A 21,613-nucleotide genomic window follows, 5' to 3' on the forward strand; every position below is an offset into this window, starting at 1 on the left:
TCCCCCTCCCCCTCCCCCCCCCCTCCTCCCCCCCCCCCCCGCCGCCCCCCCCCCCCCCCCCCCCCGAAGCCGTCACACCCGGGCGTGGGTGGTGATGTCCTCCTCGAAGAGCTCGACCATGCTCGCGGTCACCGTGGGGCGGGACTGGGCGAGGGCGTCCAGGTAGTCGTCGGTGCCCGCGCCCGGACCGTCGCCGCCGGCGGCCTCGTCGAACAGGTCGCGTTCGAAGGAGGCCTGGGCGGCGATCCGCGCCGCGTGGCCGATGTCGGCGGGCGTGAGCAACTCGCTCGCCGCCACCAACGCGTCCAGGTCCACGTCCGGACGGGCGGACGCGTACCGGGTCCACATCGCCCGGCGCGCGTCCGCGTCCGGCGTGCCCACCGGGATGATGTAGTCGAACCGGCCGGGCCGCAGGAACGCCGGGTCCAGCGAGCGCACCGAGTTGGTCGCGCAGACCAGCAGCCGGTCGCCGTGTTCGCGGAACGCCGGGATCAGCTTGAGCAGTTCGTTGGTCACCGCGTGCACGGCGCCGGCCCGGGCGTGCCGTACCGGCGCGATCTCCTCGACCTCGTCGATGAACACCACGATGCGCTCCAGCCGGGCCAGCCGCCCGAACGCCTCGCGCAGTGCCGCCGCCAGGTTGCCGCCGTCGGCCAGTCGCGAGGGCAACAACTCCACGAACGGCCAGCCCAGGCGCGAGGCGATGGCCCGGGCGAAGGTGGTCTTGCCGGTTCCGGGCGGGCCGAACAACGCGATCGCGCTGGGCGGTTCCACCCCGTGCCGAAGCGCGCGCTCGGGGTCGGCCAACGGCAGCACCACCCGCCGCTCGATCAGGTTCTTCTCCACCTCCATGCCGGCCACCTTCGACCACAGGTCGCCCGGCAACATCCGCCCGCCGAGCCGGTCCAGGGTCTCCGCCGCGTGGTCGTCGACCGGCTCCACCTTCTCGAAGTAGGCGACCGCCGGGCGCCGTTCGTAGCCCGCGTTGCGCAGGCCCTGCTCCCGCGAGTCCTCCTCGGGCAGCACGTAGGCGATCCGCCGCACCCGCTCCTCGACCAGCCTGCGCTCCAGCGCGAGCAACAGCGTGCTGGTCAGGCCCAGACCGCGCGCGGCGGGCGAGATGGCGATCCGCATCACCCAGGCCCGCCCCTCGGACACCGTGGCCAGCGCCGCCCCGACCACCGCGCCGTCCCGGCGCGCCACCATCGCGGGCTGCCGCGAGGTCAGCGCGTTGATGCACTCCGACAGCGAGAAGACCGACTCCTGGCCGAGGCCGGTCGTGGTGTCGATGAGGTGCACCACCGCTGCGAGGTCCTCCTCGCGGTAGTCCTGTATGAGCCAGACCATGAACAGCTCCATCCGTGGATCGAGTGCCTCGACGAGTGGCAAACAGTAGGGAGGGTAGCGGTGCCGCGAACGCGTCGTTGTGTACAAATAGACACGCGAACTTGGTCACCGTGCGGATGGACATTCCGGCCCGTAGCCGTGACATGCGAGTCGGTGACGCCCAGCGACCGCACCCGCCCCACCGGTGCACAATGGCCACGACCTCGTCCGAACCGTCCGGCCCGCCCGGGCCGCCCGACCCCTACGGAGCACACATGACCGTCTCGTCCGCGTCCGGCCCCGCCCACGCGTCCGGTGTCTTTCCGATCGGCGGCGACCTGCCGGTGCGCCGACTCGGGTTCGGCGCGATGCAGCTCACCGGGGCCGGTGTCTGGGGCGAGCCCAAGGACCGCCGGGAGGCGATCCGGGTATTGCGCCGCGCCGTCGAACTCGGGGTGAACCTGATCGACACCGCCGACTCGTACGGCCCGTTCGTCAGCGAACAGCTCATCCGCGAGGCCCTGCACCCGTACGCCGAGGACGTGGTGATCGCCACCAAGGGCGGCTTCGCCCGCACCGGGCCGGGCGAGTGGCGCGTGCTCGGCCGGCCCGAGTATCTGCGCCAGCAGACCGAACTGAGCCTGCGGCACCTCGGCCTGGACCGGATCGACCTCTACCAGCTGCACCGGATCGACCCGCAGGTCCCGCTCGCGGACCAGCTCGGCGAACTCGGCCGGCTGCGCGAGGAGGGCAAGATCCGACACATCGGCCTGTCCGAGGTCACCGTCGAGCAACTGCGCGAGGCCCGGGAGATCGTCGAGATCGTCTCCGTGCAGAACCTGTACAACCTGGCCGAGCGCAAGGCCGAGGCCGTGCTCGACTACGCGGCGCGGGAGAACATCGCGTTCATCCCGTGGTTCCCGATGGCCACCGGCGAACTCGCCCGCCCGGGCGGACCGTTGGACCAGGCCGCCAAGGAACACGGCGCGGCGCCGTCGCAGTTGGCACTGGCCTGGCTGCTGCACCGCTCCCCGGTGATGTTGCCGATCCCGGGCACCTCCAGCGTCGCGCACCTGGAGGAGAACATCGAGGCGGCCGGGATCGATTTGTCCGACGAGCAGTTCGAGGCGCTGTCGGCCGCGGTCTGAGGACCAACCGTCGGCCCGGGCCGGCCCGGCCGGTGCCGCGTTCCGTCCCGCCGGACGGGACGCCCCCACCCGCGCCGGCCACGAGCGGGTCGGCCGTGACACGACAACGCCTGCCCGGCCCCGAGGTTCCGGGGCCGGGCAGGCGTTGTCGTGTCGTCGAGGGCATCCCGGCCATGGACGGCGGCCGGGATGCCCGTTCGGGGCCTACTGCTGGACGACGGTCAGGTTGGGCACCCAGCTCTCCGGCAGGCTGCCGTGGAAGGCCACCCGCTGCGTGCCGGTGTTTTGATCACGTAGTCGGCGCCGGCCAGCGCCCGGCGGCGGCCCAGGTGCGCCTCGACCCGGGCCCCGACGCCGAGCGATTCGATCATCCAACGGGTCATCCGTTCCGCGGTGTTCAGCCGATCGACGTCGATGTCGTGCAGCACGACGGTCATCTCGTCGGTCAGTTCGGGGTAGGTCAGCAGGTCGGAAAGCAGGTTCTTGGCGAACGTGATGCTGCCGGCTCCGATGAGCACGATCCTTGCCATGTTCGGGTCACCTCGCTGTGGGTGTCGGGTGGGGCGGGAGGTTCGTCACGGGCCGCGTCACGGGCGCAGGATCGCCTTGACCGGGTGGCTGCCACCGCGCATCAGGTCGGTGAAGATCTCCGCGCCCGACTCCAGCGGGTAACTGGCGGTCCAACCCAGGCCCCAGCCGCCGACGAGTTCGGCGGCCCGGGCGAACTCGTCGTCGGTGTAGGCGAACGAGCCCAGCACCCGCTTCTCGGTACGCACCAGCATGGTCGCGTCGAAGCCCGCGCCGGCGTCGGCCAGGCCGAGCCAGATCGCCACCCCGCCCGGGCGCAGCAGCCGTACCGACTGCTCGTGGGTCTCACCGGTGCCGACCGCGTCGAAGACTACGTCGAACTCGCCGGAGAGTTCGCCGCCGACCGTGGCGGCGCCCAACAGGGAGGCCATCCGGCGGCGTTCGGGCGAGCGGTCGGCCACCGCGATGCTCGCGGTGTCCTCGGTCAGCGCGGCCAGCACGCAGACCAGACCGATCGCACCGGCGCCGATCACGCCGACCCGGGCGCCGGGCGCGACGTCGGCCAGCCGCCAGGCGTGGACCGCGTTGGCCGCCGGTTCCACCACCGCGGCCGCCTCCCAGGACATCTCCTCGGGCAGCTTGTGCAGCGCGGAGCGCGGGACGGCGACCCGCTCGGCGAACGCGCCGGGCAGGTGCACGCCGATGATCCGGCGTTCGCGGCAGACCTGACGCAGACCGTCGCGGCACAGGTCGCAGGTGCCGCAGGACAGGATCGGGTTGACCGTCACCGGGACGCCGTCGTCGGTGACACCCGCGAACTCGTGGCCCATCACCAGGGGCGGGACCCGAAAACCCGGGGTGCGCACGCCGTGCAGTTCGCTGCCGCAGATGCCCGCGCTGCGTACGTGGACGAGCACCTCGTCCTCGCCCACCTCGGGTTCGGCGACGTCGTCCATCTCCACGGTCGAGGGGCCGGTGAACACGAGCGCCCTCACCGTCGTGCCCCCTGTGTCGCGCCGTTGCCGGTGCGGTTGCGGTTCACGTGCACTCTCCATCTCACCCTGGGGCGGGCGTCGTGTCGTTCGTGGGTCGCGGCGGTGTGCGCCCGCGACGGGAGGTCAGCCTCGGTAGGGGTGCGCGGGCAGACCGCGGATCCCGGTCCGGAACGCGAACAACCGGCCGCCCAGCGGCTCCCGGTCGTCGGTCGCGGCGGTGGTCACATAGAGCACATCCAGGTCGGCGCCGCCGAACGCGCAGTTCGTGACCCGGCGGGCCGGGACGTACAGGGTCCGGTGCAGTCGGCCGTCGGGGGTGTACCGGCGGACCGCGCCGCCTTCCCACAGGGCGACCCACACACCGCCCTCGGCGTCCACGGCCAGTCCGTCCGGCCAACCGGCCTCGGCGCCGATCTCGGCGAAGGGTCGGCGGTCGGAGACGGTGCCGGTCGTCGGGTCGTAGTCGCAGACGTCGATCCGCCGGGTCCCGGTGTCCACGTAGTAGACGAGTCGCCCGTCCGGGCTCCAGGCGATCCCGTTGGAGTTGGTCACGTCGGCGAACACCCGTACCGGCTCGAGCCGGTGGCCGGTGTCGGTGCTCGGGTCGAGTCGGTAGAGGGCGCCCGCGCCGGGGGTGTCGTCCTCGGCCTTGGTGCCGGCGAAGAACCGGCCCGCCTCGTCACAGGCCCCGTCGTTCATCCGGTTGCCCGGCCGGTCGGCCTCCACCTCGGCGACCACGCGCACCGTGCCGTTTGGGTCGAGTACGGCGAACCCCTCGCGCACCGCCAGGCCGTAGCCGCCGGCCGCGCGCGGGACCACCGCGCTCACCGGTGTGCCGACGTCGTACCAGCCGTGCAGGTCGGTGTCGGGCACCAGGTAGTGGATCCGGCCCGCCGGGATGTCCACCCACAGGAGGCGGGCGGTGTGCGGGTCCCAGCACGGGCTCTCGCCGAGCACCGCCGCCGGCGGCGACAGCAGGGTCGCCCCCGCCCCCGCGCCGGGGACGGAACCACCGACGATCACCGACGGCCCGGCAACGCGTCGACGTCGACGACCGGGTTGACCAGCACCCCGATGCCCTCGACCTCGGTCTCCAACACGTCACCCGGCACCAGCCTGCGCGGCGGGTTCATGAACGCGCCGCACCCCCACGGGGTTCCGGTGAGCACCAGGTCGCCGGGTTCGAGGGTGAAGGCCCGCGAGCAGTAGGACAACAACTCGGCGATGCCGAAGACCATCTCGGCGGTCGAGGAGTCCTGCACCGTCTCGCCGTTGACCCGGGTGCGCAGCACCAGCGCCTGCGGATCGGCGATTTCGTCGGGGGTGACCAGAACCGGCCCGAGCGGGCAGAAGGTGTCCAGGCTCTTGCCGCGCACCCACTGGCCGTCGGCGAACTGGAGATCGCGTGCCGAGACGTCGTTGGCGACGGTGTAGCCGGCGATGCCGGCCATCGCCTCGTCCTTGTCCGCGTGCCGCAGCGTGCGGCCGATCACCACGCCGAGCTCGACCTCCCAGTCGACCTTCCCGGTCAGTTCGGCGTCGATCACGATCGCCTCCCCGGTGCCGATCACGCTGGACGGGAACTTGGCGAACACCAGTGGGCTCTCCGGCGGTTGCACCCCGGCCTCGCGAATGTGGTCCAGGTAGTTCAGCCCGATCGCGACGATCTTCCCGGGCCGCAACGGGGCCAGCCGCCGGCCGGCCTCGATCTCTTCCGTCGCGCCGAGCGCCGCGTCGCGCAGCGCCTCGGGACCGGCCGCGACCAGCGCGCCGAGCGTGCCGTCGCCGGGCCCGTCGAGTCGGTACAGCCCGCCCTCACGCTCGACGATGGCCACCGGCCGACCCTCGTACTCGACTGTCGCCAGTCTCATTCCCACTCCCCCGTCATTCGCCGTTCCGTCTAGCGGAATGCAATTCCAAGTGGCGTGGTGAGTAAAACAACGGGCCGTCGAAGATGTCAAGAGACCCCCGAACCGGCAACTCTCCGGTTCGGGGGTCTCGGGTAATTCGCTTACTGTGCAGGGAATTCAGATCACACTGCGTGTCGCTTCCGGGCACTTCGAGACGCGCCCGGGTCGAACATTCCAGCCCGCCCGGCGTTCGACGACACTCGGCCGCACGCCGTCCTAGCCGGCGGCGCCGGCCCATTCCGCCACGCGCGAGCGCAGCGCCTCGGCCAGCTCGGCCATCCGCGCCGAGGTCATCCGCGACTTCAGTCCGGTCACACTGATCGCGGCCGCAGGCGCCGACCGCCCCAGAAACAGCGGCACCGCCACGCACCGCAGGCCCAGTTCGTTCTCCTCCAGGTCGGTCGCGTACCCGCGGCCGCGCACCTCCTCGAGTTCGGCGGCCAGCTTGGGCACCGAGGTGAGCGTGTGCCGGGTCGCCGCGCGCAGCGGCAGCCGCGGCGTCGCCCAGGCCCGCAGCGCCTCGTCGGTCGGGTACGTCCAGGCCAGCAACGCCTTGCCGACTCCCGTACTGTGCGCGGGATTTCGGCCGCCGATCACGGACGAGAGCTTGATCGCGCCGGACGCCTCGACCTTGTCCAGATAGACCACCTCACCGGCGTCCAGGATGGCCACGTGCACCGTCTCGTCCATCAGCCTGCGCAGGTCCGCCAGCAGCGGATGCACCATCGAGCGCAGATCTATGTCGTCGTGGAAGCGGAACGCGGTCGCCAGCAACTGGCTCCCGATGAAGTACGGGCCGTTGGGCTCGGGCTGGGAGGCGAAACCCCGGTGCTTGAGCGCACCGAGCAGGCGGTGCAGCGTGCTCTTGGGTACGTCCAGGTCCCCCGCGAGCTCCTCCAACGTGATGCCTCGGGGCATTTCCCCCATACGCATCAGGATCCGCAGTGCTCGATCCACGCTGATCACGGGCGAATCGCTGTTGCCGGTCAAGGTCCCCCCTAGGGACGAGTCGGTAATGGGATGGCGTTCCGTCTGATGGAATGATAGACCGTATCGCGTAACGCTGATACCGTCCCGGCTCATCGGAGCCCACGGAGGAGAAGCGATGCGCGGACTCATCGGTAAGCGGGTACTGGTCAGCGGCGGCAGCAGCGGGATCGGCCTCGCGGCCGCCCGGCGCTTCCTCGACGAGGGTTGTCGCGTCTTCGTCAGCGGCCTGGACCCCGCCGAGGTCCAGGCGGCCGTCACCGCGCTTCACCCGTACGGCGACATCACCGGTCAGGCCTTCGACGTCAGCCACGAACCGGACGTGAGCGCCCTGGTCACCGCCGCCGTGGACGCCCTCGGCGGCATCGACGTGCTCGCGAACAACGCCGGCATCGCGTGGCGCGAACCCTTCCTGGAGATCACCCCCGAGCACTTCGACCGCATGCTCGCGGTCAACCTGCGCGGCATGTTCCTGGTCGCCCAGGCCGTCGGCCGGCACATGGTCGACCGCGGCGGCGGGGTGATCGTCAACATGTCGTCCACGAACGGGATCGCCGGCGAGGAGGACTACGCGCACTACAACGCCTCCAAGGGAGGTGTCCTCCTGCTCGGCAAGACCATGGCGGTGGAACTGGGTCGACACGGGATCCGGGTGAACACGTTGTGCCCGGGATACATCCGTACACCACTGAACGCCTCGATCGCCGGCGCGATGGGCGATGACGACTTCGAGAGCGACTACATCGCCAACCGGATCCCGTTGGGGCGCGCGGGCCTGGCCGAGGAGGTCGCCGCCGCGTACGCGTTCCTCGCCTCCGACGACGCGGCCTTCGTGCACGGCGCGGAACTGGTCGTCGACGGCGGCCAACTCGCGGTCATGTGACGGGAATCGCCCCTGCCTGCCCCCGCCTGCCCACCTGCCCGACCGCCTGCCGGATCCACCTGCCGCACCCGAGGGAGAGCACGTCGCATGCCCCTGTCCACGGACCTGATCGACCGCCTGGGCGCGATCGTCGGCGCCGAACACGTCCGGCACGCCGTCGGTGATCTCGTGCCCTACGCGCGCGACGCCACGCCGCTGTTCGACCGGCTCCCGGACGCCGTGGTCTTTCCCGCCGACACCGCCGAGGTGGCCGCCGTACTGCGCCTGGCGAGCGACCACCGCATCCCGGTCGTCCCCCGGGGCGCGGGCTCCAACCTGTGCGCGGCCACCGTCGCCCTGGACGGCGGCATCGTCCTGGTCACCACCCGGATGAACCGGATCCGCGAGATCAGCCCCGCCGAACTGCTCGCCGTGGTCGAACCCGGCGTCACCACGGCCGCACTGGCGAGCGCGGTCGCCGAGCACGCCCTGCTGTTCCCACCCGACCCGGGCAGCCGCACGGTCTCCACCGTCGGCGGCAACGTGGCCACCTGCGCGGGCGGGCTGCGCGGGCTCAAGTACGGGGTGACTCGCAACTACGTACTGGGCCTGCAGGCGGTGCTGCCCACCGGCGAGGTGATCCGCACCGGCGGCCGACTCTGGAAGGACGTGGCCGGCTACGACCTGACCCGGCTGCTCACCGGCTCGGAGGGCACCCTCGCGGTGATCACCGAGATCACCATGGCACTGCTGCCCGCGCCCGCCGACACGGGCACCGGCATCGCCTACTTCCCCGACCTGGCGCACGCGGGCCGCGCGGTCGCCGACATCCTCTCCGCCGGCATCGTCCCGGCGACCCTGGAATTCCTGGACCGGCGCTGCATCGGCGCGGTCGAGGACTTCGCCCACCTGGGGCTGCGCCGGGACGCGGGCGCGCTGTTGCTGTTCGGCGACGACGGCGCGCCGGACGCGGTACGTCACGACCTGGCCCGGATGGCCGACCTGTGCGACCGGGCCGGCGCCACCGAGTGGACCCTGGCCGAGGACGTGGCCGGCGCCGAGGCGCTGCTCACCGCGCGCCGCTGTTCACTGCCCGCGTTGTCCCGGCTCGGCTCGCTCACCATCCTGGAGGACGCCACCGTGCCCCGGCCCCGGATCGCCGAGATGGTCGACCGGATCGACGCCATCGCGGACCGGCACACGGTCACCATCGCCACCTTCGGTCACGCCGGCGACGGCAACCTGCACCCGACCTGTGTGGTGGCCGACCCGAACGACACCGAGTCGATCGAACGCGCCCACGCCGCGTTCGACGACATCTTCCGCACCGCGATCGAACTGGGTGGCACGATCACCGGCGAACACGGCGTCGGTGCGGCCAAGTTGCCCCACCTGCGGGCCCAACTGGGGGATGCCCAGACGGATCTGCTGCGCCGGATCAAGACCGCCTTCGATCCCGCCCACATCCTCAATCCCGGAAAGCTCGGCTCATGACCGGTGTGTTCGATCCCGAGGAACTCTCCCGCTGCATCTCTTGCGGCTTCTGCCTGCCCGCGTGCCCGACGTACGCCGAGACCGGCGACGAGGCGTCCTCGCCGCGCGGCCGGATCAACCTGATGCGGGCACTGGAGACCGGTCGGCTGGACGCCGACGACCCGACCCTGCTCGAACAGTCCTCGGCCTGTCTGGGCTGCCGGGCCTGCGAACCGGTCTGCCCGGCGGGCGTGCCGTACGGCTCGCTGCTCGAACAGTGGCGCGAACACCAGTGGCGCGGCCGGCGTCGACCGCCGTTGGCCCGGCTGCTGACGGTCGTGGTGAGCATGCCGGCGGTGGTAAGGGCGATGGGATGGGGGCGGTTCGTATTGCCGTCGGGCCGAGGACCCGGGCGATCGAAGCCGACGACGCCGGCCCCCACCGTGACGACCGACGCGCCGGCTCCCGGTCTCGATGGCGGCACGACCACGAGTACCGCCACGAGTACCGGCGCCGGTGCCTCGCTCATGCTGGGCTGTTTCGAGCGGGCCCTGTTCCCGAAGGTGGCCCGCGCCGCGCGCACCCTGCTGCCCGGTCTGGCGGTACCCGACGGCCAGGGCTGCTGTGGTGCTCTGCACGCGCACAACGGCGAGCTGCACAAGGGCCGCGCACTCGCCCGCCGGCTGGGCGAACGGCTGCCCGGCCGGATCGTCACCACCTCCGGCGGTTGCGCCGCGCACCTGGCCGACGTACTCGGCCGGGACCGGGTCACCGAACTCTCCGAGGCGATCGACCCGGCCACGCTCACCGAGGGCGGGCCGTCCGGGCGTCGGATCAAGGTCACCCTCCAGGACTCGTGCCACCTGCGCAACGGTCTGGGCGTGTGGCGGGGGCCGCGCGAACTCCTCTCCCGGGTAGCCGACTTCGTGGAAACCCCGGGCGCCGCCGAATGTTGCGGCGCGGCCGGCACATACGCGCTGCTGCGGCCGGCCGAGTCCCGCCGGATCCTGGACCGCAAGCTGACCGCGATCGAGGCGACCGGCGCCGACGTCGTGGTCGCGGTCAATCCCGGCTGCCTGCGCCAACTCCGCACCGGCCTGCGCCGCCGCAAGTCGCGGGTGCGCGCGGTCCATCTCGCCGAGTTCCTCACCGAGTTCCGCGTGGACGACGGGAGTGCGGGACCGGGCTGAGCCCGAAAGCCGCAGGGCCCGGGACGAGTTCGGCGCATGCGACTCCACACGGGGGGAGCCGCGTGCGCCGTGCCCGGCCCGGGCCCCGTCCCACTCGGCAGGCGCGGGCGACACCCGAGCGCGGCGCGGCCGGACGTGCCCGGCGGCGGGCACGCGTCCCCGGGGCCGGGCCGCGTCGTTGCGCGAGTCGACCACGACCACGGCCACGCCGGGACCGCCGGCCGGGTGTCCCGGCCCTCGCCGCCGGGACACGGGCCACACCTCAGGTCGCGGAGGGCGCGTCCGACGCGGCGTCGGAAGATGTCGTGATGCCGTCGAGGACGTAGGCCAGGCCGCTGGTGAAGGTGGCGTCCCAGTCGTCCTGGAGCATGTAGTCGTTTGCGCTGAGCGTCGGGTATCGGTCGCTCAGGTCGTGCAGTTGCCGCTGGGCAGCCTCGCGGTCCTCGACGGACAACGCGAAGCCGGCCCGGGCCACCGTCGCGCCCATGAGGTGGTTGTACAGCGCCCAGGTCGCCGAGTTCAGCCGGCGGCCGGTGAAGCCGGCTCGGACCAGGGCCGCCTGGAGGAACTCCATGCGGGCGAGCACGTTCGGGCCCAGGGTGGGTCGCTGCAGGAGCGCGGCCGACCACGGATGCCGCAACATGGTCGCCCGCCAGTCCAGGACCGCCGCGGCGACCTTCAACGCCGGTCAACAGGTGGGCGGAGCGCTCGGCACGGCGTTGTTCAACACCGTCGCCACCAGCGTCACCGCGAGCTATCTGCGCACCCACGAAGGCGGGCCGGACACGATCACGGCGGGCACCGTGCACGGATTCGGCGTGGCCCTGCTCGTGGCCACGGGCATCATGCTGGGCGCCGCCGCGGTGGCGGCCGTACTGATCGACACGCGCTCGACCCGGGACGTCCGTTCGTCCTGAACGGCCTCGGACCGGGCGACCCGGATCTCGCCGAGCGCGGGTCGGGCCGCCCGGCCCGCCCGAGTCGGCGATGAGCGGGCGGCGGGGAGTCGCACCCCGCCGCCCGTCTCGGCACGGCACCGCGTCCTCGGTCAGCGGAAGACGCCGGTGTGGCCGAGCGAGTAGCGGCCGGGTTGCGGGTAGACACACAGCCCGTGCGGGCCGGCGCCGACGGGCACACGGGCGAGCAGATGGCCGTCGGTGGTGTCGATCGCGTACACCTCGGAGTCGTAGCGCCCGCTGAGCCACAACACCTTGCCGTCCGCGGAGACGCCGCCCATGTCCGGGCTGCCGCCGCCGGGCAGGTGCCACTTGGCGGTCAACGCGCCGGTGGCGAAGTCGAGCACCGAGATCGAGCCCTCACCTCGGTTGGAGATGTACAGGCTCTTGGAATCGCGGCTCGGGTACAGCCCGTGCGCGCCCTTGCCGGTGCGCAGCCTGGTCGGCTTGCCGAAGGTGTCGCCGTCGAGCACCCACAGGCCGTCGGCCATCATGTCGGCGATGTACCAGGTGCGGCCGTCCGGGGAGATCTTGACGTCCTGGGGCATCGCACCGGACATCGGGATCTTCTGTTTGGCCAGCAGCTTCATCTCGGCGGTGTCGATCTTGAGCAGCTCGCCGGAGAACTCGCAGGAGACGATGAAGTACTTGCCGTCGGGCGAGAAGTCCGCGTGGTTGACCCCCGCGCACTCGCTGGGAATGGCCTTGACCACGGCCATCGTGTGCGCGTCGCGGAAGACCACCTGGCGGTCCATCGAGGCCATCACGACCGCGTACTTGCCGTCCGGCGTGAAGTAGAGGTTGTACGGGTCCTCCACCGGAACCGGCGTGCCGACCTTGCCGGTGGCCGGGTCCAGCGGAGTCAGTGTGTCGCCCAGGTCGTTGTTCACCCACAGGGTCTTCAGGTCCCAGGAGGGCACCACGTGTTGCGGCTGGTGGCCGACCTTGATCGTCTCGATCACCTTGTAGGTGGTCGGGTCGATCACGCTGACCGTGTTCGACTCGGTGTTGGGTACGTACACCCGGGACGGGAAGTCCTTGACCACGTCCGCGAGCATGCCGGGGCGGTCGGCCGCGTACAGGTCGTTCGGGTCCAGCGGCGGCGGCATGCCGGGCAGCAGATTCGCGCTCTCCGCCACCGGTACGGCGGGAGCGGGTGCGGGGTCGACGGGGGCGATCGAGGACTTGACCGGTTCGGGTTTCGCCGCGTCGTTCGTGGCGGACCCGCACGCGGCGGACGCCACCAGGCAACAGCCCGCCAGGAACAGCGAGGTCCGGCCGGGGCGGCGGCGGGAGGGGAAGGGATGAGTGGTCATCAGGTGACGAGCTCCGACATCGTGACCGCCCGCAGTCCGCGGGTCCGTAGGCCGTCGAGGATTGCGGGCATCGCGGCTACGGTGCCCGGGTGTCCGAAGTGCAGGCTGACCACCGAGCCCGGCCGAACCTCGTTCAGCACGGTGCGGGTGACGGTGGCGGCGCCGGGATCGGTGAAGTCGAGTGAGTCCAGGTCGTAGCCCAGGCAGTGCGCGTATCCCACGCGGCGGGCTTGGGCGACGACGGTGGGGGTGCAGTCCTTGGCCTGGGAGGGCCGGAACCAGCGCCCGATCGAGCCGGTGAGCCGGTTGAGCCGGTCGGCGCAGTCGGCGATCTCGGCGTAGGTGCGATCGGCGGACATCGACGAGATGTCGCCGTGGTGCATGGTGTGGTTGCCCAGTTCGTGGCCGCCGGTCAGCACGCGCTGGGCCATCCGCGGCTGTTCGTCGAGCCAGGAGCCCACCGCGAGCACGGTGCCGCGTGCCCCGGCCGCCTCCATCAGGCCGAGCAGCGAGTCGGCGGTCTCCGCACTGCCCTGCCCGTGGAAGGTCAGCGCCACCTGGGGCCGATCCGGTGGACCCGAGCCGATCTCGAACGGCAGACCGGCAGGCAGCGGCGGCTGCTCCCGGCCCGCTCCGACGCCGGCGGCGGCACTCGGGGCACCGGAAACGGCGGCGGACGTCGGGTTGTTGCCGCCGCCGGCCGACGTGGACGCCGGAGCGGACGCGGGTGTCGACGCGCGGGGGGACCCGTCGCCGCACCCGCTCGCCGCCGCGCCGGCGGCAGCGCCCAGCGCGGCGGCCCGGGCGAGCCGGCGAAGCATGCTTCGGCGATCCAGAGGCGTCACGCCGGCGACCTTACGGGCTGCGACCGCAAGAGAGCGGTATGCGTACGCTCGGCCACGCTGCGTGTCGTGTCACGTTCGCTGTGTGATTCCCGGCGATTGCCGAGGACGGGGTCGCATGCCGATCGACCCGCGCGGGTGAACCCCGAACCGCGTGCGCCACCCCGATGGAGCAGTGTCGCGACCGCCGGAGTGCTCCGGTGTCGACCGGCGCACCGTCTCGAGGTACCGCCCGGCGGACCCGGTCTCCGGTCGCGGTATTAGGGTCCGATGATGCGGATGTATCTCTCCTCGTTCCGATTCGGCGAACACCCCGACCGTCTGCTCGCGTTGCTCGACCCGCCGGCGGGCGCTCGGATCGCGGTGATCGCCAACGCGACCGACGATCGGCCGGCCGGCGTCCGCGCGGCCGGCGTCGACCAGGAAGTCGCCGGCCTCCGCGCCCTGGGACTGCGGCCGAGCGAACTCGACCTGCGCACGTTCTTCGACCGCCCGTTCGCCGAAGTCGGCGCCGTGCTCGCCGACTTCGCGGCGGTCTGGGTACGCGGCGGCAACGTGTTCGTGCTGCGCCACGCGCTTGCCCGCAGCGGCGCGGACCGCGTCCTCCTCGACCTGCTGCGCCGCGACGCGCTGGTGTACGCCGGGTACAGCGCCGGCGCGTGCGTGCTCGCACCGAGCCTGCGCGGCCTCGAACGGTGCGACGACGCGGACGCGGTCACCGCGCTGCACGGGGAACCCGCCCCCTGGGACGGGTTGGCCGTCCTCGACCACGCCGTCGTGCCGCACATCGACTCGCCCGGCCACCCGGAGGCGGAGCTGCTCGCGGCCGTCGTGGCCGACTATCGTGCCCACGGCGTGCCGCACCGCACGCTGCGCGACGGACAGGCCCTGCTGATCGACGGGGCGCGGGCCACCGTCTGCTGAGCCGGGACTCGAGGCCGGCGCCGGGCCGGACGTACGCGCGGTGTACGTGTGCTCGGCCGCACGTGCGGTCCCCCGGCCCGCGCCCGGTCGGACCTGCGCCGACCCGACATGCGTTCAGTCCGCCCTGGGCGGCACCGCCTCCCCGTAGGCCCGCAGGATGGTCAGGGCCGCGATGGTCAGGCCCGGCCGGGCCTCCGCCCGAACGGTGGGCGACCACTCGGCCCAGCGCAACGGCCAACCGCCGTCTTCCTCCTGGGCTTGGACCAGCGCCCGTAGGCCGACCCGCAGTTCGGCATCGGTGAACCAGTCCCGGGCCAGGCTGTCCGGGTACGGCGCGAAGTCGTGTGGCAGGTGATACTCGCCGACCGCGTAGCCCGGCGCGAGCCGGACCTGTTCCGGATGGGCCGGGTCGAGCAGCACGAGCCGCTGCTCCCGCACCAGTTCGCCCAGCCGCGCGGCCTGGTGCCGGGCCCACGCTCGATCCGGTGTGCCGTCGAGGAAGGTGACGGCCGCCTCCACCTCGTAGGGATGGGTGGTGGCCAGAGTCTCGACGGCGGTCCGGCAGAACTGTGTCGCGCTCGGGAGCCACGGGTGCTCGACGCCGGCGCGAAGCAGCGCCCCGACGATCCAGCCGGTCGGGATCAGGCCCGCGGTCGGCGGGTCCGGCACCACCAGCCACGGCGGGTGCGGATAGTCGCGCAGGCCGGCGAACGCCGGCGCCACCCCGCCCGCCGCGGTCGCCACGCTCGCCAGCCAGTCGCAGAGTCGGGCCGTCTCCGCACTGCGCAGCGCGCCGGTCTCGGCCAGGATCGGCATCGCGGTGCGCAGCGTGGCCGGTTGCGGAAGGGGACCGCGCACGTCCGGTTCCAAGCCGTACGCGAAGCCGCCGTCGGGGCTCCGGTAGGCGTACAACGCGGCCAGCACTCCGGCCCGTTCGTCGTCCACCTTGCCGCTCCCGCGCCCGGCGCCCGTGCGGTCCCTCGCTCTGTCGTGCTCGGCCCCGTCGTGCTCGGCCCCGTCGTGCTCGGCCTTGCCGTCCTTTGTGCCGAACAGGTATGCGAAACGGCGTTGTTCCAGCACCCGTCCCGACGTCCACAGGAAACGTTCGGCCCGCTCGAGCATGTCTCGGGTGATCCAGTCCATGACTCGACGCTAGGCCGCCGAGCGCGCTCGGTCTTGAACGAATCGGACACCGGGCGTGCCGCGGCCGGGGGCGTGCCGTGGCACCGATTGCGTGGCCGGGGCGTGTCGGGGCGTCGGACCGACGGTGACGGTTGGAGGAATTTGCCCGCCCGGGGGTTGGCCCGCGCACCGCCGGCCGACCACGGTGGACGGGTCAGCCTCACCGATGTGCTTCGGGGGATGCTCGTGTTCGCTGGTTCTCGTACCCATGGCCTGCGCCGATCCGTGATCGGTGCCGCCGTACTCGCCGCCTCGGCCGCACTGGTCGGCCCGGTCCGTCCGCGCAGGCCGCCGAGGCGGACCGATCGGCGGGCGCGCACGGCACCTTCGGGGTGCACCGCGACGGCCGCCCGGTGGTGGTGCCGTTCCGCACCGGACGCGACGGCGAGGCCCTGGTGACGCTCACCGTCGCGGCACCGGGCCTCGACTGGGGTACGCCGGGCAAGGAGTCGGCGGTGCTGCAACTGCTCGTCGACGGGCGGCCCGCCGGTGACGTGGTGGTCTTCGGCGCCACGCCCACCGAGCGTAGCTTCGCCCTCGGCGCGCTGCGCAGGGGCCGGCACAAACTGACGCTGAGCTATGCGGCCGATCGCTCGTCGCCGGCCGGATCGGTGGTCCGGGTCTCCCGGCTGCGCACCGAGACCATCGCCACGACGGACCGCGAGCACGCCGTGGCCGCGAACGCGCCCGTGTTGTACGGCCGCGGCATCCCGGGTGTGCCCGGCGGGGCGACCGGCCCGTTCCAGAACGCGGTCTCCGACACGCCGGTGTCGGCCTGGTACCAGGAGACCCCGGCGGCGACCGCCGGGAACCGGGTGCTGACCTACACGATCGTGTGGAGCAACGAGGACGGCGGCACCTCGACACCGGCGCTGATGGCCCGCTGGGGCCGCACCACCGACATCGAGTGGGCCTACCGCGTCGAGGTGGACGGCCGAGGCAAGGCGGTGCCGGGCACCGCGTACTTCCAGTCGCCCGACCACGGCACGAAGTTGTTCGCCGGCCGCTACGAGGACGGCCACCCGCTGCTGCAGACGTGCACGCTGAACAACAACCTGTGCGACGTCGTGGACAACCCGATGCGGTTCGCGCCGGCGGCGGTCGAGCGGCTGGTCGATCCGAAGAAGACCGCGCGCGAGGAGATGGTGGACCGGCACCCGTGGGTGTATCAGGTGATGACCGACGAGGTGCGCCGCGAGGGCCGGGTCGTCGCCGACCCGCCGGCGGACACCACGACGCTGATCGCCGACCCCCGGGACTACCTGTACGCGGTGGTCCGCAAGACCACCTCGGCACCGCCGCCCGGCGCGGCCGGCTGGGCCGGTGTCGCGCTCGGTGTGCGGATCAAGGGCGACCCGACCCTGTACCGCTCGGACCGCGGGCGGGTGGACTGGTCGCTGCAGCGCGACGATCCGGCGGCGACCACGGTACGACTCCCGCACGGGACGCGGGCGTCGGACATCGTCGAGGTGGTGGCGATCCGAACGGTGGCGGGTGTCGACCCGGGCACCACGGTCACGGTGAACGGGGTCAATCGGGCGTTCCTGCTGGGCGAGGACGACCGACCCGGGCGGGCAGTGCCGGTCCGTCCCGAGAAGCCGGTCACGTTGACCGCGGCGGCGCCGGAGGCGGTGCTGTACCGCCGATGAGCCGGTCGGCATCGGGCACCGGCCGGGCTTGATGGGGTGTTCTCAAGCCGCGGTCGGAAATCGGGCGCCGGGAGGGCCGGAATCGGCCCCGCCCGGCGCCCGGTCCGTTCAGGGTGTGGGCACCGGCACGCGCGGCTCCGGCACGGTCGGCGGCTCGACCGGACCGCCCTCGGAGAGTCCGAAGCGATCGTGCAGCCGGCGCAGCGGCCCGGGCGCCCACCAGGTGGCCCGGCCGGTGAGGGCCAACACCGCCGGCGCGAGCAGGCTGCGCACCACGAACGCGTCGACCAGGACGGCCAGCGCGAGTCCGCCGCCGAGCATCATCGTGTTGGTCACCCGCGAGGTGCCGATCGCGAACATCACCACCGCCAGGACACACGCCGCGGCGGTGATGATGCCGCCGGTGCGCGCCAGTCCGGTGGCGACCGCGCCCCGGTGGTCGCCGGTGCGGTCGTGCTCCTCCTTGATCCGGGAGATCAGGAACACGCCGTAGTCCATGGACAGTCCGAACGCGATGCAGAACATCAGCACCGGCAGCGCGGTCTCGATCGACCCGGTCGGGGTGAAGTCGAGCAGGCCGGACAGGTGGCCGTCCTGGATCACCCACACCACCGCGCCGAACATCGCGGTCAGGCTCAGCGCGGCGAACACGATCGCCAGGATCGGCAGGACCACGCTGCCGGTGAGCAGGAAGACCAGGACGAACGTGGTGAGCAGGATCAGGCCGCCGGCGAGCCACAGTCGGCTGCCGATCGCGTGCTTGGCGTCGACCAACTCGGCGCTCTGTCCGCCGACCAGGGCCGGGCCGGGCGCGGGCACGGCCCGCACCTCGCGCACCAGATCCTGACCGGCGGCGGAGAGGTCCTCGACGGCGGGCACCACCGAGATGTACGCGCTGCCGGCGGCTCGCCGACCGGCCTCGGCCGGACCCGGGGCCGCGCTGCGGGCACCGTGCTCGAAGGTGCCTGCGGGCCCGACCACGCGGGCCACACCGTCGATCGCGGACAGTCGGGCACTGTAGTCGGCGGTGCCGTCGGGTTGCCGCGCCGCGCCCACCACGATCTCGATCGCGCCGGTGGGGCGTCCGTCCACCTGGTCCCGGATCACCTGTTGGACCTGCCGGGATTCGGCCGACTTCGGCAGTTGGCGATCGTCGCCGGTGCCGAACTGCACGCCCAGGAAAGGCAGTCCGAGCGCGACCAGAACGCCGGTGGTGAGGACGGCGACGATCGGCGCCCGGCGCATGATCGCCTGGGAGATCCGATACCAGCGGCTCTCCGGCTGCGCGTGCGGCGCGGCCGGGCGCACGGGCCGCGCCCGGCCGACGAGTCGGCGCAGCGGCACGCGCAGGTCGCCCCTGTCCACCCGGTCGCCGAGCAGGACCAGCGAGGCGGGCAGGATCACCAGCGCGCCGAACGCGGCGAGCAGTACGACCGGGATTCCGGCGTACGCGAACGAGCGCAGGAAGTACTGCGGGAAGACGAGCATCGCGGCCAGGGAGACGGCGAGGGTGAGTGCGGAGAAGACCACGGTGCGCCCGGCGGTGTTCAGCATCACCGTCACGGCGCGGATCGGCGGGGCGCCGGCGGCGAGTTCCTCGCGGTAGCGGCGGACCACGAACAGGCCGTAGTCGACGGCCAGGCCCAGGCCCAGCACGGTGGTCAGGTTCTGCGCGAACACCGAGACGTCGGTGACCGAGGAGACCATGCGCAGCACCGCGTTGGTGCCGACCATGGCCAGGATGCCGACGCCCAGTGGCAGCAGCGCGGCGACCAGGCTGCCGAAGACCAGGATCAGGATCAGCAGGGTGATCGGCAGCGCGATCAGTTCGGCGCGGACCAGGTCCTCGGAGATGGTCTTCTGCATGTCGTGGCGCACCGCGACGCTGCCGCCGAGTTCGACCTTCAGCGCGCCTCGGGTGCCTCGGTAGTCGGCGGCCAGGCGTTCGAACGTGTCGGAGGCGGCGGTCTCCTCACCCCGGACGTGGGCCAGGACGAGTCCGTGTCGGCCGTCGGCGGTGCGCAGGGTCGGTGCGCCGCCGTTCCAATAGGAGACCACCCCGGCGACATCGGGTTCGGCGCCGAGTCGGTCGGTCAACTCCTTTGCCTGGAGCGCGACTTCAGGTGCGTCAAGGGGGCGGTCGGCGCCGACCAGGAGGACCAGGTTGGGGCGGCTGCCGGGGAAGTCGCGGTCGAGGGCGGTCGCGGCACGGGCCGAGGCCGAGTTCGGGTCGACGGCGCCGCCGCCGAGCAGGTGGTCGCCGACGCCGCGGCCGAGCAGTCCGGCGCCGATCAGCAGGAACAGGGCCGTGATCAACAAGAGCCGGGGCCGGGCGGTGGTCAGGCGGGCCAGGGCAGCGAACATCGCCGAACCCTTCCGTAGAGTCGATGGATCGTATGTGGAACATACGATATGCAAAGCCTTTCGTCTAGATGACATATGTTCGCGGACCGCTAACATGTGGACATGACGGACCGACCCAACACCGGGCGGCCGCCGATGGGAGCACGGACCGGGTACCGGCTGGTCAAGCTGGCCGATCTCCTGTTGGCGCTCGCCGATCAGACGCTTTCCTCGCTGGGCGTCAAGACCAAGCACGTGCATGTGCTGGAGACCCTGCTGACCTACGAGTCGTTGTCCCAGCAGGACGTCAGCCGACTGCTCGGGATCGACCCCAACGTCCTGGTCGGCGTGCTCGACGACCTGGAGGAGCGCGGCTTCGCCGAGCGTCGGCGCAACCCGCACGACCGACGGCGGCACGTCATCCAGGTCACCGCCTCCGGACGCGAACTGGTCGCGGAGAGCACCCGGTTGCTGAGCGCGGCCGAGGACGCGTTCTTCGCCGCCGTCTCGGCCGAGGACCGGCGGATCGTGCACGACGCGTCCGGCCGGCTGCTGGCCGCGCATCGTCCCGGGTGGTCCGACGACGGATCCGACGCGAGCTGCTGAGCGGCCGCTTCGGTGCGGCGCCTGGATCGAGGCGCCCGCCGGGCGACTGCGGTTCCACTCGGGCCCGGGTTCGGATGCGAGCCCGGGCCCGGTCCGGATGCGAGCCCGGGCCGGTCCGAGTTCCGGCTCGGGCCCGGATTCGCGCTCGCGTCGGGGTACTTCGCCACTTCTTCGTCTCTTCTTCGCCCGACCGCCATGATCCGACTCCCCGCGCATCACTTCGCGCGGGCCAGGGTGTGGGCGTCGACGGTCGATCGTCGTCGACCGGAGCGAGAAGGAGACGTCCATGTCCGGATGGAAGACCGTCACGGCCGCGATCCTGGCCGGGGCCGCCGTTGTCGCCGCCCCGGGAATGGCCGCCGCCGCGGATCGTCACGGTGGCCACCACCGCAAGTCCTTCGACCTCCAAGCGCACCGAGGCGGTCTCGGGCTGACCGTGGAGAGCACGCTCGCGTCCTTCGCCAAGGGTCTGGACCTGGGGGTGTCCACGCTCGAACTGGACGTCCAGATCACCGAGGACGGCCGGGCCGTGGTCACCCACGACCGCAAGGTCGACGGACGCAAGTGCGCGGACACCAAGCCGGTACGCGCCGGCGACCCGGAGTTCCCCTACGTCGGCAAGTACGTCAACACGCTCAGCCTGGCGCAGGTCCGCACGCTGGACTGCGGATCGCGGCAGTTCCCCGGCTTCCCCGCGCAGACCACCTCGCCCGGAGCCCGAATGCCGCTGCTCACCGAGGTGTTCGACCTGGTCAACCACCGGCACGCGCGCGGCGTGAAGCTCAACGTGGAGACCAAGGTCGAGGCCGGCGCGCCGCAGGAGACCGCGCCGCGCGAGCAGTTCGTACAGGTCGTGGCGCGCGAGGTGCGCCGGGCCGGGCTGTTGCGCCAGGTCACCGTGCAGAGCTTCGACTGGGGCGCGCTCAAGCGCATGCGGCAGGTCGAACCGCGCCTGCCGCTGGTCGCGTTGACCAACTACGACTTCCTCCAGGTCGGCAAGCCCGGCGCCTCGCCCTGGCTGGGCGGCCTGGACATCGACGACTTCGACGGCGATCCGCTGCGCGCGATCTCCTCGTTCGGCGCCGGCACGTTCTCGCCCGTGCACGGCTTCCCGCAGGACGGCAAGGTCACCGACCCGAACTACCGTCCCTACGTGACCCGCGACATGGTCGCCCGGGCACACGCGTCGGGCATCAAGGTCGTGCCGTGGACCGTCGACGACCCGGCGACCATGGCCAAGCTGATGGACGACGGCGTGGACGGTCTGATCACCGACTACCCTGACCGGCTGCGGGAGTTGATGGCCGCACGTGGGCTGTCGCTGCCCAAGCGCTACCCGGCGCGCGGCTGATCGGCGCGATCCGCCGGAGACTTCG

20 protein-coding genes are annotated in these 21,613 nt (G+C 72.2%); 9 read left to right on the forward strand and 11 right to left on the reverse strand.

Translation table 11 applies throughout. From position 1 onward, the window contains the following. Positions 1 to 72 precede the first annotated feature (72 nt). Positions 73 to 1,347 (reverse strand): ATP-binding protein, encoded by a 1,275-nt coding sequence (locus ACZ4FV_RS23170; protein ID WP_395858640.1) that lies wholly within the window; start codon positions 1,345 to 1,347, stop codon positions 73 to 75. 254 nt (positions 1,348 to 1,601) lie between these two features. Here ACZ4FV_RS23170 and ACZ4FV_RS23175 point away from each other — a divergent pair, with 254 nt between their 5' ends. Next, on the forward strand, positions 1,602 to 2,474 hold the full coding sequence (locus ACZ4FV_RS23175) for an aldo/keto reductase (protein WP_395858641.1): 873 nt from the start codon (positions 1,602 to 1,604) through the stop codon (positions 2,472 to 2,474). A 221-nt stretch (positions 2,475 to 2,695) separates the two neighbouring features. On the opposite strand, the gene ACZ4FV_RS23180 is transcribed toward ACZ4FV_RS23175, so the two are convergent. The 5 genes from ACZ4FV_RS23180 to ACZ4FV_RS23200 all read right to left on the reverse strand — a co-directional run bounded on the left by ACZ4FV_RS23180 (position 2,696) and on the right by ACZ4FV_RS23200 (position 6,897). Continuing rightward, a complete protein-coding gene (locus ACZ4FV_RS23180; RefSeq protein WP_465323187.1) occupies positions 2,696 to 3,004 on the reverse strand; it encodes a family 4 glycosyl hydrolase in 309 nt (102 codons plus the stop codon). A 57-nt stretch (positions 3,005 to 3,061) separates the two neighbouring features. Beyond that, positions 3,062 to 3,997, reverse strand: coding sequence for an alcohol dehydrogenase catalytic domain-containing protein (locus ACZ4FV_RS23185; protein ID WP_465323188.1), 936 nt, complete (start codon positions 3,995 to 3,997; stop codon positions 3,062 to 3,064). A gap of 123 nt (positions 3,998 to 4,120) precedes the next feature. Beyond that, the gene (locus tag ACZ4FV_RS23190) at positions 4,121 to 5,020 is read right to left on the reverse strand and encodes an SMP-30/gluconolactonase/LRE family protein (protein ID WP_465323189.1); all 900 of its coding nucleotides are present in this window, start codon (positions 5,018 to 5,020) and stop codon (positions 4,121 to 4,123) included. Next, on the reverse strand, positions 5,017 to 5,868 hold the full coding sequence (locus ACZ4FV_RS23195) for a fumarylacetoacetate hydrolase family protein (protein WP_465323190.1): 852 nt from the start codon (positions 5,866 to 5,868) through the stop codon (positions 5,017 to 5,019). Before ACZ4FV_RS23195 ends, ACZ4FV_RS23190 begins: the two co-directional genes overlap by 4 nt. 255 nt (positions 5,869 to 6,123) lie before the next feature. Then, positions 6,124 to 6,897, reverse strand: a complete 774-nt coding sequence (locus tag ACZ4FV_RS23200; RefSeq protein WP_395858646.1) for an IclR family transcriptional regulator — start codon at positions 6,895 to 6,897, stop codon at positions 6,124 to 6,126. A 115-nt stretch (positions 6,898 to 7,012) separates the two neighbouring features. Between ACZ4FV_RS23200 and ACZ4FV_RS23205 the strand changes: the two genes are divergently transcribed. From ACZ4FV_RS23205 to ACZ4FV_RS23215, 3 genes are all read left to right on the forward strand, one after another. After that, the gene (locus tag ACZ4FV_RS23205; RefSeq protein ID WP_395858647.1) at positions 7,013 to 7,777 is read left to right on the forward strand and encodes an SDR family NAD(P)-dependent oxidoreductase; all 765 of its coding nucleotides are present in this window, start codon (positions 7,013 to 7,015) and stop codon (positions 7,775 to 7,777) included. Positions 7,778 to 7,864: 87 nt separating this feature from the next. Then, complete coding sequence (locus tag ACZ4FV_RS23210; protein WP_465323191.1) at positions 7,865 to 9,250, forward strand: FAD-binding oxidoreductase; 1,386 nt, start codon at positions 7,865 to 7,867, stop codon at positions 9,248 to 9,250. Further along, positions 9,247 to 10,419: a (Fe-S)-binding protein gene (locus ACZ4FV_RS23215; protein WP_465323192.1), complete on the forward strand. Its 1,173-nt coding sequence runs from the start codon at positions 9,247 to 9,249 to the stop codon at positions 10,417 to 10,419. The genes ACZ4FV_RS23210 and ACZ4FV_RS23215 overlap by 4 nt, the downstream gene beginning before the upstream one ends. Positions 10,420 to 10,681: 262 nt before the next feature. Here ACZ4FV_RS23215 and ACZ4FV_RS23220 read toward each other — a convergent pair whose 3' ends face one another. Further along, positions 10,682 to 11,062: a TetR/AcrR family transcriptional regulator C-terminal domain-containing protein gene (locus ACZ4FV_RS23220; protein WP_395858650.1), complete on the reverse strand. Its 381-nt coding sequence runs from the start codon at positions 11,060 to 11,062 to the stop codon at positions 10,682 to 10,684. On the opposite strand from ACZ4FV_RS23220, the gene ACZ4FV_RS23225 reads away from it, so the two are divergent. Then, entirely contained in the window at positions 11,061 to 11,336 is a 276-nt protein-coding gene (locus tag ACZ4FV_RS23225) for a hypothetical protein (RefSeq protein ID WP_402230975.1), read from the forward strand. The genes ACZ4FV_RS23220 and ACZ4FV_RS23225 overlap by 2 nt on opposite strands. A 131-nt stretch (positions 11,337 to 11,467) precedes the next feature. Here the strand turns inward: ACZ4FV_RS23225 and ACZ4FV_RS23230 are convergent, their stop codons facing one another. Together ACZ4FV_RS23230 and ACZ4FV_RS23235 are read right to left on the reverse strand one after the other, a co-directional pair. Further along, positions 11,468 to 12,691, reverse strand: a complete 1,224-nt coding sequence (locus ACZ4FV_RS23230; RefSeq protein ID WP_395858652.1) for a YncE family protein — start codon at positions 12,689 to 12,691, stop codon at positions 11,468 to 11,470. Then, on the reverse strand, positions 12,691 to 13,536 hold the full coding sequence (locus ACZ4FV_RS23235) for a polysaccharide deacetylase family protein (RefSeq protein ID WP_395858653.1): 846 nt from the start codon (positions 13,534 to 13,536) through the stop codon (positions 12,691 to 12,693). Before ACZ4FV_RS23235 ends, ACZ4FV_RS23230 begins: the two co-directional genes overlap by 1 nt. A gap of 267 nt (positions 13,537 to 13,803) precedes the next feature. Between ACZ4FV_RS23235 and ACZ4FV_RS23240 the strand changes: the two genes are divergently transcribed. Beyond that, complete coding sequence (locus tag ACZ4FV_RS23240; RefSeq protein ID WP_465323193.1) at positions 13,804 to 14,457, forward strand: Type 1 glutamine amidotransferase-like domain-containing protein; 654 nt, start codon at positions 13,804 to 13,806, stop codon at positions 14,455 to 14,457. Positions 14,458 to 14,571: 114 nt separating this feature from the next. Here ACZ4FV_RS23240 and ACZ4FV_RS23245 read toward each other — a convergent pair whose 3' ends face one another. Continuing rightward, complete coding sequence (locus tag ACZ4FV_RS23245; protein WP_465323194.1) at positions 14,572 to 15,600, reverse strand: hypothetical protein; 1,029 nt, start codon at positions 15,598 to 15,600, stop codon at positions 14,572 to 14,574. A 371-nt stretch (positions 15,601 to 15,971) separates the two neighbouring features. On the opposite strand from ACZ4FV_RS23245, the gene ACZ4FV_RS23250 reads away from it, so the two are divergent. Beyond that, the gene (locus tag ACZ4FV_RS23250) at positions 15,972 to 17,288 is read left to right on the forward strand and encodes a hypothetical protein (RefSeq protein WP_465323195.1); all 1,317 of its coding nucleotides are present in this window, start codon (positions 15,972 to 15,974) and stop codon (positions 17,286 to 17,288) included. Positions 17,289 to 17,396: 108 nt separating this feature from the next. Here the strand turns inward: ACZ4FV_RS23250 and ACZ4FV_RS23255 are convergent, their stop codons facing one another. Then, positions 17,397 to 19,652: an MMPL family transporter gene (locus ACZ4FV_RS23255; RefSeq protein ID WP_465323196.1), complete on the reverse strand. Its 2,256-nt coding sequence runs from the start codon at positions 19,650 to 19,652 to the stop codon at positions 17,397 to 17,399. 102 nt (positions 19,653 to 19,754) lie between these two features. Here ACZ4FV_RS23255 and ACZ4FV_RS23260 point away from each other — a divergent pair, with 102 nt between their 5' ends. Further along, positions 19,755 to 20,237, forward strand: a complete 483-nt coding sequence (locus tag ACZ4FV_RS23260; RefSeq protein ID WP_395858658.1) for a MarR family winged helix-turn-helix transcriptional regulator — start codon at positions 19,755 to 19,757, stop codon at positions 20,235 to 20,237. A gap of 286 nt (positions 20,238 to 20,523) precedes the next feature. Then, complete coding sequence (locus ACZ4FV_RS23265; protein ID WP_402230986.1) at positions 20,524 to 21,588, forward strand: glycerophosphodiester phosphodiesterase family protein; 1,065 nt, start codon at positions 20,524 to 20,526, stop codon at positions 21,586 to 21,588. Positions 21,589 to 21,613 lie beyond the last annotated feature (25 nt).

Source organism: Embleya sp. NPDC025285 (genome assembly GCF_055558835.1).